The sequence below is a fragment of the Pseudomonas sp. PHC1 genome (assembly GCF_046487845.1).
GTDB classification, from domain to species: domain Bacteria; phylum Pseudomonadota; class Gammaproteobacteria; order Pseudomonadales; family Pseudomonadaceae; genus Aquipseudomonas; species Aquipseudomonas sputi.
This window is the reverse complement of record NZ_JBJXHJ010000002.1, coordinates 449,494-464,771: the sequence shown is the minus strand read 5'-3', so window position 1 is coordinate 464,771 and position 15,278 is coordinate 449,494. Positions and strand designations below refer to the sequence as shown.

11 protein-coding genes and 3 pseudogenes are annotated in these 15,278 nt (G+C 54.7%); 9 read left to right on the top strand and 5 right to left on the bottom strand.

The features are described 5' to 3' along the window. Positions 1-92: 92 nt before the first annotated feature. From ACKJSM_RS04745 to ACKJSM_RS04735, 3 genes and pseudogenes are all read left to right on the top strand, one after another. On the top strand, positions 93-1,013 hold the full coding sequence (locus tag ACKJSM_RS04745) for a LysR substrate-binding domain-containing protein (protein ID WP_410236774.1): 921 nt from the start codon (positions 93-95) through the stop codon (positions 1,011-1,013). Between the two features lie 182 nt (positions 1,014-1,195). Beyond that, positions 1,196-2,317: pseudogene (locus ACKJSM_RS04740) on the top strand (Cache 3/Cache 2 fusion domain-containing protein); the annotation flags it as partial. Further along, the gene (locus ACKJSM_RS04735; RefSeq protein WP_409438524.1) at positions 2,312-3,172 is read left to right on the top strand and encodes a methyl-accepting chemotaxis protein; all 861 of its coding nucleotides are present in this window, start codon (positions 2,312-2,314) and stop codon (positions 3,170-3,172) included. The pseudogene ACKJSM_RS04740 and the gene ACKJSM_RS04735, both read left to right, overlap by 6 nt. A gap of 105 nt (positions 3,173-3,277) precedes the next feature. Here ACKJSM_RS04735 and ACKJSM_RS04730 read toward each other — a convergent pair. After that, positions 3,278-3,931 (bottom strand): annotated as a pseudogene (locus tag ACKJSM_RS04730) (ATP-binding protein); the annotation flags it as partial. A gap of 393 nt (positions 3,932-4,324) precedes the next feature. On the opposite strand from ACKJSM_RS04730, the gene ACKJSM_RS04725 reads away from it, so the two are divergent. The 5 genes and pseudogenes from ACKJSM_RS04725 (at position 4,325) to ACKJSM_RS04705 (ending at position 8,786) form a co-directional block, all read left to right on the top strand. Next, positions 4,325-4,882, top strand: coding sequence for a TnsA endonuclease N-terminal domain-containing protein (locus ACKJSM_RS04725; RefSeq protein WP_410236773.1), 558 nt, complete (start codon positions 4,325-4,327; stop codon positions 4,880-4,882). Further along, positions 4,879-6,744, top strand: a complete 1,866-nt coding sequence (locus tag ACKJSM_RS04720) for a Mu transposase C-terminal domain-containing protein (RefSeq protein ID WP_410236772.1) — start codon at positions 4,879-4,881, stop codon at positions 6,742-6,744. The genes ACKJSM_RS04725 and ACKJSM_RS04720 overlap by 4 nt, the downstream gene beginning before the upstream one ends. A 4-nt stretch (positions 6,745-6,748) precedes the next feature. After that, on the top strand, positions 6,749-7,642 hold the full coding sequence (locus ACKJSM_RS04715) for a TniB family NTP-binding protein (protein ID WP_410236770.1): 894 nt from the start codon (positions 6,749-6,751) through the stop codon (positions 7,640-7,642). Position 7,643: 1 nt separating this feature from the next. Further along, a pseudogene (locus tag ACKJSM_RS04710) lies at positions 7,644-8,066 on the top strand (TniQ family protein); the annotation flags it as partial. Positions 8,067-8,579: 513 nt separating this feature from the next. Continuing rightward, positions 8,580-8,786, top strand: a complete 207-nt coding sequence (locus tag ACKJSM_RS04705) for a hypothetical protein (RefSeq protein ID WP_410236808.1) — start codon at positions 8,580-8,582, stop codon at positions 8,784-8,786. A 27-nt stretch (positions 8,787-8,813) separates the two neighbouring features. Here the strand turns inward: ACKJSM_RS04705 and ACKJSM_RS04700 are convergent, their stop codons facing one another. The 3 genes from ACKJSM_RS04700 to ACKJSM_RS04690 all read right to left on the bottom strand — a co-directional run bounded on the left by ACKJSM_RS04700 (position 8,814) and on the right by ACKJSM_RS04690 (position 13,364). After that, positions 8,814-9,341 (bottom strand): hypothetical protein, encoded by a 528-nt coding sequence (locus tag ACKJSM_RS04700; protein ID WP_410236769.1) that lies wholly within the window; start codon positions 9,339-9,341, stop codon positions 8,814-8,816. Between the two features lie 418 nt (positions 9,342-9,759). Next, positions 9,760-11,433: a UvrD-helicase domain-containing protein gene (locus tag ACKJSM_RS04695; protein ID WP_410236768.1), complete on the bottom strand. Its 1,674-nt coding sequence runs from the start codon at positions 11,431-11,433 to the stop codon at positions 9,760-9,762. After that, positions 11,430-13,364: an ATP-dependent nuclease gene (locus ACKJSM_RS04690; protein ID WP_410236767.1), complete on the bottom strand. Its 1,935-nt coding sequence runs from the start codon at positions 13,362-13,364 to the stop codon at positions 11,430-11,432. Before ACKJSM_RS04690 ends, ACKJSM_RS04695 begins: the two co-directional genes overlap by 4 nt. A 272-nt stretch (positions 13,365-13,636) precedes the next feature. Between ACKJSM_RS04690 and ACKJSM_RS04685 the strand changes: the two genes are divergently transcribed. Continuing rightward, on the top strand, positions 13,637-14,665 hold the full coding sequence (locus ACKJSM_RS04685) for a beta family protein (RefSeq protein ID WP_410236766.1): 1,029 nt from the start codon (positions 13,637-13,639) through the stop codon (positions 14,663-14,665). Here ACKJSM_RS04685 and ACKJSM_RS04680 read toward each other — a convergent pair. Further along, positions 14,649-15,239, bottom strand: coding sequence for a sce7726 family protein (locus tag ACKJSM_RS04680; protein WP_410236764.1), 591 nt, complete (start codon positions 15,237-15,239; stop codon positions 14,649-14,651). The genes ACKJSM_RS04685 and ACKJSM_RS04680 overlap by 17 nt on opposite strands. Between the last annotated feature and the right edge of the window lie 39 nt (positions 15,240-15,278).

Below are 15,278 nucleotides of genomic sequence, written 5' to 3'. Positions count from 1 at the left end.
ACAAAGGGATAAAAAGGATGGGTGGCATGATTAAAACTCATCCTGCGGCGATTCTGCTAAGTTGGCTCAATCCCGCCATAGGAGCGCTTTGCATGTCCCGTCGTCTTCCCCCCTTGTATGCCCTGCGCGCATTCGAAGCGGCGGCCCGCCACAGTTCGTTCACTCGGGCTGCCGAAGAACTGTCGATCACTCAGAGTGCAGTGAGCCGGCACATCCGCACGCTCGAAGAGCATTTCGCCTGCCGGTTGTTCCACCGCAGCGGGCGCAACCTGCAATTGACCGAGTCGGCGCGGCTGCTGCTGCCAGGCATCCGCGAGGGGTTCGCTGCACTTGAGCGGGCCTGCAATACCTTGCGTGCCGAAGATGACATCCTGCGCATGAAAGCCCCGTCGACCCTGACCATGCGCTGGTTGCTGGCGCGGCTCAGTCGCTTCCGGCATCTGCAGCCAGGCAATGAGGTGCAACTGACCAGCGCGTGGATGGACGTGGATTCGGTGGACTTCAACAATGAGCCCTTCGATTGCGCGGTGCTGCTCAGTGACGGACATTTCCCGCCGGACTGGGAAGCCAGCCTGCTGTTTCCGGAGGAGCTGATTCCGGTCGGCGCGCCGAACCTGCTTAACGATCAGCCCTGGGACGTGGCGCGGCTGGCCAGCGCCGAATTGCTGCACCCGACGCCGGATCGTCGGGACTGGCGCAGTTGGCTGGAGTACATGGGGCTGTCGGATCAGGTGTCGCTCAAGGGCGGGCAGGTGTTCGATACCCTCGAACTGGGCATGATCGCGGCGGCTCGGGGCTATGGGGTGTCGATGGGCGATCTGCTGATGGTGGCGGAGGATGTCGCGCAAGGACGACTGAGCCTGCCGTGGCCGACGGCGGTCGCCAGCGGACTGAATTATTATCTGGTGTGGCCGAAGACCCGTCCGGGAGGTGAACGTTTGCGCCGCCTCAGCGACTTCCTGCAAGGGGAAGTCCGGGCCATGGCGCTGCCGGCGGTCACGCGCTTGAGCTGAAACGTTCTAGCCTGCACAATGCCGGCCTTTGGCCATAACCCTGCTGTTCGCTCAAGTATTCGGTTTTACCGCCGAATACGTGCATGTGGAACCGTCGTGCCGGTCTCCACGATTCACCCCACTATTAGAAAATTTCCGAGTCAGGATCAAGGAGGATCCCGAGGCTCGGCCAGGAGCTGTCCATGTCTCAACCTCGCGCTCGGATCGCCTCGCAGCTGGGCCTCGCGCTCGCCGTGATACTGGCGATAGTCATCAGCGGCAGTACGGTGTTCGCCCTGCGTTCGCTGGACACCGCCAACCTCGCCACTCGTGAGGAGCACCTCGCCAGTGAAGCGCGTCTGCTCGCCGACCAATTGAGCACCTTCCACGGCACGCTGCGCGAAAGCACCCAGCGCCTGAGCGGGTTGTTCGAGAAACGCTTCAGCTCCGGCCTGAGCATTCACCCGAGCGAGCCGGTCAATGTCGCTGGCACCCAGACGCCGGGCCTGCACCTGGGCAGCGAAGTGTTGAACAACAACTTCAAGGAAGTCGACGACTTCAAACAGATGACAGCGGGTGTCGCCACGCTGTTCGTGCGCAGCGGCGAAGACTTTGTGCGGGTCAGCACCTCCCTGACCAAACAGGATGGCACCCGCGCCATTGGCACCTTGCTCGACCACGCCCATCCAGCCTATGCGAAGTTGATGGCGGGGCAAGGGTACGTCGGCCGCGCCTTGCTGTTCGACCGTTCCTACATGACCCAATACACCCCGGTGCGTGACAGCAGCGGCAAGGTGATTGCGGTGTTGTTCGTCGGCTTCGATTACACCGACGCGCAAAACGCCCAGTTCGACAACCTCAAGCGCTTCCGCATCGGCCAGACCGGCTCGCTGGCATTGCTGGACGAGAAAAACCAATGGCTGGTGGCCCCGGCGGGCGTGCAGGCGCTGGATCAGGCGATTCCTGTGGTCAACGATTTGGCGAAAGCACCGGGTAAAGGCCGGTTCTGGAGCGACAAATCCGAAGATTTCTACAGCATCGCCGTGCCGTTCGAGGGTGGGCCGTGGTCGGTGGTGGCGAGCATGCCGAAGGCCGAGATCCGCGCAGTGACCTGGAGCGTCGGTACCCAACTGGCCATCGGCAGCCTGCTGGCGATGTTGCTGGCGGTCGGCTCCGTGGTCTGGTTGCTGCGCAGCAAGCTGGCGCCTTTGGGTGATCTGGTACGTCAGGCCGAAGCCTTGGGCGCCGGTGATCTGAGCGTGCGTCTGAGCGTGTCGAGCAACGACGAGATTGGCCAGTTGGCCCGCGCCTTCAATCAGATGAGCCAGGCCCTGTCGACCATGGTCGAGCACATCCGCCGCGCATCGGAAGAGGTCAACCGTCGGGCTCAAGCCCTGTCCGGCCTGTCCGGTGGTGCCTACGAAGGCATGGAGCAGCAGTCCGGCGAGATCACCAGCATGGCCGGCGCGGTAGAGGAGTTCTCCGCCACCTCGCTGAACATTGCCGACAACATGGGCAACACCCAGCGTCTGGCCCAGGAAAACGCCCAGCAGACCCAGATCGGTCGCACGTCGATGGAAGAAGCGTCTTCCTCGCTGGAGCAGATTGCCGGCGCACTGAACACCACCGCGACCGTGATCAACACGCTCGGTCAGCGCTCTCAGGAAATCGGCGGCATCGTCAGTGTGATCACCTCGATTGCCGAACAGACCAACTTGCTGGCACTCAACGCGGCCATCGAAGCGGCCCGTGCCGGTGAACAAGGTCGCGGCTTTGCCGTGGTGGCCGACGAGGTGCGCAGTCTGGCCTCGCGTACCCGTCAGGCGACGGATGAAATTTCCAGCATGATTCACAGCATTCAGCAGGAAACCGGCAACGCCATCAGCAACATGGAGCAAGGCAACCTGCTGATGCAGGAAGGCCTGTCGCGTAACGCCAATGTCGCCTCGGCGCTGGCGCGGATCGATGAGCAGAGCCGTTCGGCCGGACAACAGTTTGCGGCGATCACCACCGCGACCCAGGAACAGAGCAGCACCGCGACGCTGTTGAGCAGCAATCTGCAGAGCATCGCGATGGCCAACAGCGAGCAGCGCGAGGTGGTGTCGAACCTGGCCATCACCGCGAAGGAACTGGAAGGCCTAGCGGCCGACCTGCGCCAGGAAGTCGACCGCTTCCGGTGAGGCGTCTCTGAAATAGCTATCGCGAGCAGGCTCGCTCCCACAGGGTTTTTGTTGGACCTGTGAGAGCGAGCCTGCTTGCGTTTGGGCCCGCCACGACCTCGACACTTACTGAGTCGCCGGCCGATACTGCAACGCTTCGGCCAGATGCTCGCGACTGATATCTGCGCACTTTTCGAGATCCGCCAACGTCCGCGCGACCTTGAGCAGCCGGTGCGCCGAGCGCAGCGACAAGGTCAATCTTTCGCACGCGGTCTCCAGCCAGGTTTCATCGGCTGTGGATAACTTGCAGTGCTCCTTCAGCCCCGGCAAATCGAGAAACGCATTGGCGCAGCCCTGGCGTTTTTGCTGACGCTCGCGGGCTTCGGCGACCCGCGTGGCCGCGCTGGCGCTGTCCTCACCCGGTTTCACCGCCGGGTTCAGCGCTGTCGCCTCCCGCGCCACCGTCAGGTGCAAATCGATCCGGTCCAGCAATGGTCCCGACAATTTGTTGCGGTAGCGCTGGACCATGTCTGGCGTGCATGAGCACTTGCCGCTCGGTTCGCCAAGATATCCACAGGGACAGGGATTCATCGCCGCTACCAACTGGAATCTTGCGGGAAACCGCACGCGCTCTTTGGCCCGTGCGATCACGATGCAGCCCGACTCCAGCGGTTCGCGCAGAACCTCGAGCACCTTGCGATCAAACTCGGGCAGCTCATCGAGAAACAGCACGCCGTGATGAGCGAGGGTGATTTCGCCGGGTTGCGGTTTTGAGCTGCCTGTAGGCTCTTTTGCTAAATGAGAAAAATCACTGCTTTACATCGCTCACTGCGACTGGCGCATTCACGCTCGTCACCTAATCCTCAGGTTTCGAGCATCCGGAGTATCTTTACTGATCGGTGATGCTGATGGTGCATAGCTTGTTTCGCCCATTGGCGGAGGTTTAGCACCCTAAATGGGGCCGAATTGGTTCCAATCCGCTCACGGACGATAGGTAGCATTTTGGGCAAATAGTCCAGCAGGTACTCTATGTCCACTATCACCCACCATGGTCTGCTAGATCGTCACGCCATCAAGCATTCTGGCCCAGTTCGAGACGTAAGCCGCTCTTCCCGCGGAGTCACCGGAATAGTCGCCGGGATGGGGGCATATGAGTCCACACTTGAGCGGGACATGATGGAGCTGATCCGGTTTGATCGAACTGTCCGACATTTTACACCTCAACCGCTCACCATCAGCTACATCACCCCAGATGGCGCTCAGCGACGCTACACACCAGATGGCCTCATCCACTACAGAAACGCGACCACTCACGAGCCCTCCATCCTTTACGAGGTGAAATTCAGGGACGATTTCCGTAACGACTGGAAAACCTACCTTCCGAAATTCCGTGCAGCGAAAGCGTATTGCCAAGAGCAAGGCTGGGTTTTCCGGGTCTTTACCGAGGTCGAAATCCGCACGAACTATCTCACGAACGCGCGCTTCCTGTGGCCCTACCTTTCACGAAAGATCGATCCAGCCCTTCGGGATCATGTGCTGACAGTGCTTTGGGATCTGGGTGAAGCAGACCCCGACTTCCTACTTCACGCCCTGAGCTCTCTACCCAATGGGCGAGCGCATTTAATTCCTGTGCTATGGCACATGGTCGCCATTGGAGAAATTGGCTGCGATCTGGACCAGAGGCTGACGATGGCATCTCGTATCTGGCCCATGAAGGAGGCCCAGCCATGAACGCGATTCGCCCAGGAGCGCTTACCTACTGGCGCAATCAAGCTTCTGTTGTTCTTGAACTCAAGGGTTTAACCGAGGCCGTGATCAGAACCACGGCCGACAATACTACCCACGTAGTTCGCGCAACAGAGCTGTCGACGACCCCTGTCTCAAACGTGGGGCTCACAGCGAAGCATGTTTTTGCCAAGGATCTTGTATGGGACCTTGCAGCGGAACGCTACGAGATTATCCGACCACTCCTGCAGAAGGCAGGCTACTCAAAGACGGATGTGAAGGAGGTGGCCGCAGCGAATGAAAAATCCCCCGCGACGATCTATCGATGGATAAGTCGGTTTAAGGAGACTGGACTGGTTTCGTCTCTCTTGCGTACTAAGCGTTCAGATGCAGGTCACTTACGCTTGAGTGAGGAGGTAGAGTTCGTTATCGAGAAGAATATTAACGAGCACTACTTGTGCCTTGAGAGAAAGAAAATTTCAAAGGTTCACAGCCTCATTAGAACAGAATGCAGAAAACTTGGGCTGGATGCACCGCATCCGAACACCACCTATCAACGTTGCTACTCTATTGATGAGAAAGAACGTCAGCGGCGTAGATTCGGACCACGGGTGGCCAAGCAGAATTTAAGTCCGGTCCGCGGCTCCTATCCGGATCCCGAGTTTCCTAACGCTGTGGTTCAGATAGATCACACCCCTGTCGATGTAATTCTAGTTAGTGAAGGACTAAGAATACCAATAGGCAGGCCGTATCTTACGATGAGTATTGACGTGGAAACCCGTATGATCGGGGGCTTCTGCCTAACTCTTGATCCTCCAAGCACCACATCGGCTGCCTTGTGTATTGCGCACGCTGTTGCAAAGAAAGATTACTGGCTAGCGAAGCGAGATATTCCTGCTGAGTGGCCAATTTACGGCTTGATGCAAAAAATACACGTCGACAATGCCGCTGAATTTGTTGGCAAATCAATGAGGCGTGGCGCCAACGAGTACGGCCTAATAATAGAGCGGCGCCCTAGAGGTCAGCCAAATTACGGTCCGCACATTGAGCGTGCCTTCCGTACGTTCATGTCTGAAACGCATTCAATCTCAGGGACTACGTTTTCTAACATTCAGGAGAAGCTGAATTATAATTCGGAAGGTAAAGCTTGTTTCACTCTCTCGGAATTGGAGCTCTGGCTAACAATATTTATTGTTTATATTTATCACAATAGCCCCCATGAAGGGATCTGCGATGATTCACCAATAAATCGATACGCTGAACTTGTGCATGGCACTAAGGATAGGCCTGGTATTGGATTGCCAGAGGCTATTGAGAGTGAAGAGAAACTGCGTCTCGACTTTCTCCCTTATGAGTTGATAACAGTGCAAAGAAAAGGGGTGGTCTGGGATAACGTTCATTACTATGCGCCAATTCTAAGGAAGCGGATTGGTGAGAAAGGTGAGGGCGACAAGGGTCGTAAGTTTACGTTTGTTAGGGATCCGCGAGATATAAGCATTATTTATTTTCTGGATCCAGATGATCAAACCTACTACCCAGTTCCGTACTTTAATGCAAATCGTCCTCCAATGAGCGTTTGGGAGCTTAGAGCGGTTAAGCGTCAACTCAAGGATTCCCAGCTTCCTGTTAACGAAGATAGAATTTTCGAAGGTTACGCAAAAATGCTAGAGATCGAGGAAAAGGCATTGGAGGCAACTCGGCTGGCCAAGAATGCTCGAGCTACGGAGAAACGACACAGAAGAAATTCCGAGCGGAGATTAGGTTGGAAAGGCGTTCATTCCAAACCTGCAACTGATAACAATATCTCCGTGGTGCCAGACGAGGCTGAAGATCTGGAAGTCCAACCATTTGAAATTGAATTAGGTTGATGCCATGAGTGACTTCGAGCACCTCATACCGGCAATGGCAGACAAGTCCCGTAGCATGAGCGATCAGGAGCGAAAGGCCTGGCTGGACACTCCCCGTTGGCTTACCTATACACGGGCGAAGGAAATTGATACGAAGCTTGAGTGGCTGTATGGACATCCGCGGGTAACACGAATGCCCAACATGCTCCTTATCGGCCGGACGAATAACGGCAAGACCGATCTCATTACTCGCTTTGCCTCTCGCCACCCGCCTTGTGACAACGCCGGTGGCGAGCATATCAATGTGCCCGTCTTGGTCGTACAGACGCCTCCAAAGCCGACCGAAGCTGGTTTCTATATGGAGCTGGTGCGTCCGTTGTTGAGGCGTTTACCAAACGGCTCAGCAGACACCAAACGTGCTTTCGTGATGGGCCTGCTCAAGGGCATTCAGCTGAAGGTCTTGGTGATCGATGAAATGCACAACATGCTTTCAGGAACTTCGCAGAGTCAGCATTTGTTTTTGAATGTCATCAAGTACCTAACCAATGACCTGCAGATTTCGATCATCGGTGTGGGGGACCAGACGTTGATCAACGCTTTCAGCGTCGATGAGCAACTGCAGAACCGTTTTGAGCCTGAGATTCTACCTCGTTGGGACCGAGGCAAAGAGTTTAACAGGCTGCTATCCTCCTTTGAGTTGATCTTGCCGCTGCGCCACCCTTCGCACCTGGTTGATCCCCTGCTGTCCATGAAAATTCTCTCGATCTGCGAGGGCACCATTGGCGAGCTTTCGAAGCTCCTGAATTCGGCTGCACGGTATGCCATTGACTCTGGGATCGAGCAGATCAATGACGTGGTGCTGACCAAGTGCGGATACAGGCCCCCATCTGAACGCAAGAAAGCGGTACTCGAGGTTTGACATGCTCCCGATGCATCCGCAGCCATTGCAGGACGAACTGTTCTCGTCCTGGTTGGTGCGGCTGGCATTCTCCAACTATTTCCCGCTCCACTCGTTCTATTCCGGTCTTCTCGGGTTCAAGGGGCCTATCTGGAACCGAGACATTGATCGCTATCAGCCCAATAAGTTACTGACGCTGCTCTCCCAAGCAACTGGGCAGCCTCTTCAGGTTCTGCAGGGTATGTCTCTGGCTAGGTACGAGGGCACACTCTATGAGGAGCTCACTAGTCATGGGTCTATAGCGTGGCTACTTCCGCTGGGAATATTTCATCGGACCCATAAGCTCGCAGGATTACTGTACTGCCCGCTATGTTTAAGGAGCGACCCGCTTCCCTTCTACCGTCAATCCTGGCGGGTGGCGCTCGCCGTTGCCTGCAAGTATCACGGCTGTGTGTTGGAAGAGGTTTGTCCGAGGTGCCTGGCACCGGTCATTTTCCATCGTCACGGCGTAGGACGAGACAAATGCCCTCACGTCTCGTTGCTTCGAAAGTGCCATGCGTGTGGAGTGGATCTAGGGCTCACCACCCCCCAGTATCCATCGTGGCCAGATGAGCAGACGGTAGAGCTTTCGATGGCACTGGCCACTGATTTTGAGGCATGCCCTTGGAGGCAGATTGTCCAGGGGGTACCCTGTGCGGCGCCCTTCTTTGTAGGTCTACACAAGATCATCTCTCTTCTGAACGGCAAGTATGGGGACCGGCTGCAACGCACGTTCTGCCCAGATCTAGGCGTCGAAGTGTTGCCTCCCTCCAAGGCCCACTTCGAACGTCAACGGATTGAGCGACGGCTAAAGTTGGTTCTTCGCGCATGCTGGTTACTGCAGGAGTGGCCTGACCGGTTTGTGTTCTGCTGTCGAGCAATGGGTATGTCTAGGAGCCGGACGACAGAGCTCCCAGGGTTGCTGCCCTACTGGCTGGAGACGGTGCTCTCGAACCACTTGGATCTGCGGGTCTACTTCGTTTCGGAGCAGGAGGTCTGCGAAGCGGCCAATTATCTGGTCGCACATGGCCAAGTGGTGACACTAGAAACGTTGCAGCCACTTTTGGGGCAGCAGCGCGATGCTACAAGGAGGCTTTTTAAGAAATGGGCGCATCAGCGAATTTGATACGCCAGGCAACTCATCGCGGGCCGTCTATACCTTGAGCGGGGCGATGCACTGGAGATCGTTGCTCAGCTTGAGGCCATGGGACTCTGCAATATTGGCAATCTGCAATCCGATGGACTTCCTGAGCGCTGCCAGAGCCTCGCTGAAGCGCATCCACTCAGGATCGTTTGCATTGCAGCGCAGTGTTCTCAGATCGGATGACTCTACAGTATTGAAGAACTTCAGAATGGTCTTGGTCAGCGCAAACAGAATGCCATCCAGAGAGCTTCCCTCCAGTAGCTCGCCGCGGATAGTTGCGAGGCGCGATCGGAGCTCGTCTAACGACTGTCGTACGCGGTCGGGAAATTCGGCATCGAAGGTCACCCACAGAGAACGGCGATCCTCCATACTTGCGATGATTTTCTTCGCAATTTGAGGCTCTGTGCGACCTGCCTGGAGTAATGCAAGACTGCGCGAATATCCTGCGCTGCGCACCTCAGAAACCATGGTCTCGTGGTTTGTCTTCCACTCCCTCAGTTGTACGTCAGGATAACCGGAAGTATCTGCGTCGACCAAGACGCCACATTCTCTACACAGCCAAATGCCATTCTCAATGGAGCGACGCTCTTCGGGGGTTTGTGAGGCCTTATAGCGGGGGCCACCCGGAGCGGCAGCGTGAATGTGTGCCGCATGGCCCGACATTAGTGCCTGAGTCGCTACCGAGGACGGACCGACGGTAAGCTTGAGGCAGTATGGGTTCGAGCAAAAATGCGCAGCCCGGCGAGCAAGTGCAGTTTTCGTTTTTGCTCTGAATTCGTCTCTAGTTGACATTACACTGGCTCCTTGTGCGTTTGACCAACGCGATTGTGCCAATTGGTAGATTTCCACACTCCATAAAATATGGACACCTACCAACGACGATCAAAAAATAGTCAATCAATTTGTTCAGAAGAATGTGATTTTCGGCGGTACACCGACGTGCTAGGTTCCGTATCTATGGTGCTGTGCTGGCTACGAAAGGTGTGCTGTAGGAGAAAAATTCCACCTGCTCGGTCCGATGGACATTCCATTTTTTTTCATAACCCTCTGGTCTTTCTCGAACTGCAGCATGCGTGAGTACCAAACGCCTCTTGGCACGAGAAACTCCTACAAAAAATGCACAGCGGTTCGCGTCGTGATCACCGAAGAAAATTTCGTTATCGACGGCCATGATGATGACTGAATCGAATTCCAACCCTTTGCTTTTATGTATGGTTAGGATTCTGACTGCTTGATCGTCCGAGAAGCGCACCAGTGCTTTGGGAAGGTCAGGCTCAAGCTTAAGCAAATCTTCAATACGGGCTCGTGTGTCGCGCAATACCTCCCTTAACCTATCCTGTGATTCATAGTCGGGGGAGAGCGCAGTCAGCGTCTCTAGGCTGATGTGCTTGAGAAAAGCTTTAGCTGCTTCCCACCATCCCTCGAATGACTCACCAATTAAGTCAGCTATCGCGACGTTTTTACGCTGTGCTTTGATGAACCGCCCTAGGTCCTGTCGTACATTGGCCTGTAACTCGTCATCGGCGTACGGAATCAACTGGTCCATCATTCTGATCCAGGCCTTGGGCTCGCGTTGGCCATAAATGCACAATAGGTAGTCCACAACCAAACGTGCAGCGGGCTCGACGGTGATGTCTTGCATTTGCTGTTCATTTCGGTAAGGGATGCCCCGAGCCTCCAGCGCGCTCATCAATTGAAGGGCGTACTGGTCAAGAAGTTTGGACACCAGAATGGCGATTTCCGAAATAGGTACAGACTCCTTACGGACCCATTCAGAAATCAGATCTGCCAGGCTTTCAGCTTCTATCTGGCTATTCTCATACCGATAGGCAAACACCTCTCCTTCCTCACCCTCAAGCTGGTCGTCAGTCATGACCGAAGCTGGGTCCAGCACTCGGATAATCTCGTTCTGCATCCGCAATAAGCGGGGTTTAGAGCGAAAGTTACGATACATATTGAGGGGGATTGCGTTGAAGTCCTCGGCAAACGTCTTAAAAATGCCATCGAGCGCGCCTGCCCAACCCATGATTTTCTGCTTGGTATCTCCAACTGCCGTCAGTCGAATGGACGTGCCCTTGAATGCAGTCCTAATCAGCCGATACTGCTGATCAGTGCAATCCTGAAATTCATCCAGAAAGACATCGCTATAAGTTTGCCGAATCGCATTTCGAGCGATGGCGGATTTCTCGAGTATTTGAATAGCCAAGGGAACGAGGTCACCGAACTCGATCTGCTTACGGCTAATTTTTCTGTCACCGATTTTGTAGCCTGGATCGAGACTGTCGTTACCCGTAAGCACAAGCCGAAATCTATCGATGATGCGTTTTGCAAAGGCGTGGAACGTGTGGCTATCGAATCGTGACGAAAGATCGGTGCCGCAGCGCCGCTGAACACGCTCCTTGAGATTTTTACTTGCATCTACCTTGAAGGAGATTGCCAAAATCCGCTTCGGATACCGGCAGGTGCCAGTTCTTAATAGGAAGTCTGCGCGCTGGGCGAGCATTTCTGTCTTGCCCGCTCCAGGGCCAGCGGTAAGAGCCAAGCAGCGCTTTTGTTCACGCGCCGCTAGGGACGCGTTGGGTTCGAGCGTTAGTCCGTCTGCTGGTTGCCATGCTTCAATGGAGATCACTCAGGAATCTCCTCAAGCATAGCGATGACAGTATCGGCCAGATCATTGAGCGACTTAGGCATTCCAATAAGCAGTTGCTCATCGGTTAGCTTGGCCAGCGCCTCAAGGTGTGCTGCGGGCTTGCTGCCTAGCTTGAAGCTTCGATGATAGGTGCCAAATAACTTCAGCTCATCAGGGGTGTATTGAGCCGAGTTGTGATGGCTCTTACCCAAGACAGCAGTGATGGTCTCGGCATCAGGATCTTCTTTTACCACTTGGTAGGCGTCTGGGTACGCAAGGAGCATTGCAAAATCCAGATCCATTGGGGAAGAGAAGAAAACACCGCGTTCTTTTAGAGCTACAAAAACATCCTTTTTTTCATCCTTGTTGACTTCAAAATAGTGATGGGTACGTAGCGGTACAGCGTCATCTTTCCAATGCGAGATTCGCCATTCTTTAGGGAGCACTTTGGCTGGTTCGTATTGAGCAAGCTGATCGTTTACATACTTTATTCGCCCCCATCCGGCCGCATAACGAGCAACATCCAGATCCAAGAGAGTCACGTACGGGATTTGCAGCTCTGATAGCAGGCGCCAGAAGTGATTCACGTGCCTGCCACCCAGTGGGGCAATCGTGATCGCTGATTCATCCACTGGTGTGCTTTTGGCACGCAGCAGCCGGGGTAAAACGATTTCCTCACTATCTCCTTCACCCAAGACGACCAACCGGGAAAAATAGACTTCCGGAAATGCTTGGACGGCCTCACGCACATACTTGTGAGCATCATCAGTCTTCTCAGGAAGCTTGATACACGAGACTCGCGTTTGCCGGGCTTCCGTTAGGCGGAGGTAGCGGATGTGTTCCGGCTCCACTCTGCGCAGCATGGATGGCGCATGTGTTGCTATCAACGCCTGAGCATCGGGTTGCTTCACCATCGAGTTCAAAGCGTTGACGATACGGCCCAGGTAATGGGGAGAAAGACTGTTCTCAGGCTCCTCAACGGCTATGAGGGTAAAAACAGGTGGCCGTAGTCTGTCAGGGTCGAACGAGGTATTTTCTCCAGACAAGACTGCCCGGCCTATGGCCTGGGATGACAGGACCAGCGACAGATAGAGCATCGACTTCTGGCCATCGCTCAGGCGGGCAAAGTCGACAAGGTTGTCGTCGTGTCCCGGAGAAAAGGAGACGGACAAGTGCCGAAGAAGGGACTCAATTTCAGAAGCTACGAACGTAATTTTTGGATCAGTGAAAAAGCGACCTTTATGCAGCTCGCCCCAAACAGCTCTAAGGCTGGTGCTGAACGCATCAATGCAAGGGTTGGTGGATAAGCTTTCACTGATCTGATCAGTAAGTCCCTTTATGGTGGATCGCTCACTGTCCCACTGCACTGATCGCAAAATGCGCCCGAGTAATGCATTGGCGCCATAGGCGATATGATCAGCAGGATCGCGTCTGGCTGGGAGGTAGTGCACGTGGATGTGATTGCGTTCTGGACGTGCCACCTGCGCCGTGTTGAGCGGAGCTCCATCAGCATCTGCATCGAGTACATACACCAAGCTTTCTTCAATATCGCCATCTATGCCCATAGTTGCTTCGAGGCGATAGCGCACACGAGGGATACCCTCTAGCTCATCAAGTCGCATGTGCCCGAAATGGGGAGCAACGGTGCTGTTGTCTTCGTCTTTGGTCAGCTCGGGAAAAAGGAAATCGGCTTCAATCCAGAGTTTTCGCTCTTCTGGTACTTCAGCTTCAATGTGGGGGACATGGAAGTCAGAGCGTTGGATGCGACGCAGTGAAGGATCAAAAGCGAATAGTCGGCAGAGAGCCTGTAGAGCAGCCGTTTTACCGGAGCCATTCGGACCAATCAGATAGGTGATTTTGTCAAAACTCAGCTCGGTAGGTTCCAACCCATAAGATTGAAAGTTCGACAGGCGTATAGATTGTAATTTCATAGCTCGACTGGACCATCCCTTCCATATTCACCATGGGTTCGCTTCGATTGAACCCGAGCCGCTTAATCTCCCATAGTGGTTATCAAAGTGCCATATCGACAAGTGAATCGCGGCCAAGTCAAGTTGGGTATCAATGGGGTTGGCGATGGCTACAGCTTGTGCGGCCTCTGACTGCCTTTCTTAGCCCTCAGAAGGTGTCTCGGCGCGCTCGCCTAATCGATCCAGTAAAAGTACCATGATGGCTAACTAATATTGTGTTCCAAGGAGAGGAAATGCCGTCCCAGTACCCCAGTCATCCCCCCTACATTCCTATCATCAAATGGCAGAAGGCCGAACAGAAAGCGCTTTCAGCTATCGGGGAGGAGCTAATCGAGCACGTATGGCCATGCATTGAGGTGCGAGGTGTCACGTATCATGAGTTGCTGATGTCTGAGGTTTATCACTACTGGAAAGGCACGGCTCTAGTCGACTATGCCAATCCTTCCGGTCGATTGGATGGCCGGCGAATGAAGGAATTTGAATCTTTCTTGACCGTCGCCGGCGACAAGACCTATCCCATCATTCCAGTCATCGATTCCCGCGATGCTTTAGAGCTCAACGATAAAATGCAACAACTGCTCTCGACATTCGAGACAGTAGTTGTTCGTTTGAGAGCAGAAGGCTTGACGTTGTCGCAGGTGCATTTTGATCAAGCAGGAAGCGCCTTCTCGATGTTGAGCGGACTTAATGTGTCGCCGTTGCTGATGGTAGATCTCGGTGAAAGTCCTACGTCATGGACGCCTGAGGTACTGCAGTCGTTCGCGGGGGGTCTGCAGAAGCTTAAGGCCTTCGGGTACACGACCGTGCACCTAACCTCCGGTGCCTATCCACAAAGTCTGGTCGATGTAGCAACAATGGCGGAATATGATCGAAATGATTGGAAGCTTTGGAAGGAACTGAATGCCGTCGCTCCTGAGCTCACCTTGGGGTATTCCGATTACGGCATCCTGTCACCGAAGTGGACCGAGGACATACTGAAGAAGATCGCCAAGAAGGTGGCCATCAGATACACCAGGGCGAAGGACTGGCTGATCCTAAAGGCCACCGGAAAACGCAAGCAAGACTCGATCAACCTGTCCGTCATTTTGGTCAATACATACGCTGATGACTTCATGGGGCCGCAGTTCTCTCTGGGCGATCGTCAGATGGCAATCCGAGCAGATGAGAGCGTGCCAGACCGAAACAAGAAGTCAGGTGCGTCCTCGCACCTCACCGAGGCCTGGATTCATCACATCGCCTACGTCGTCAAAGAGCAGTACTGAACAAGTCGTAAGGCTCCGTTTCAACAGGAGCCTCTCCACGCCTCATGAGGAAGCTGCGAACTGTTTCCCTGAGCTCGTCCAGCGTGAGCAGTTCCGCAACGCGTTCTTGAAGCATGTACAGGCTCTTGCCTCGCCACCCACGAATAGATCCACGTTGCTCCAGGATAGACATGCAATCTTCGCGCTTAAGCAACGTCGCGAGAACTTCAGGCTCATGCCCCTTATTGGGCTTGGCGACTCGCACCTGTTTGAATTGGGCATCTTCATTCTCTGGGACGAGAAGAATTCCCCACCATTTGGGAAGCATGGGCATTGCTTTTTTCAGGTGACGCTCGGTGGTGACCAGAGTGACGTGGTCAAATACCCGCGCATAACGGCCGCCCTGGCCGAGCAGCCGCTTAAGAGAGTCGCCTTCGCTTTTGATCTCGTAACAGTGCATGTCATGCACATCGACAACATCCGCTCGGATCTCGCCTCCGCTAAGCTGCAGCTCCTCAAGAATCATGCTCGACACGCTGTCACGAACACAGTCCAAGTGGTGCGCTAATGCTCGCTTGATCTCTGCCTCACGCATCGATGTAGCCCTGATAAAAGAAAAGTCGCCTATGAACAG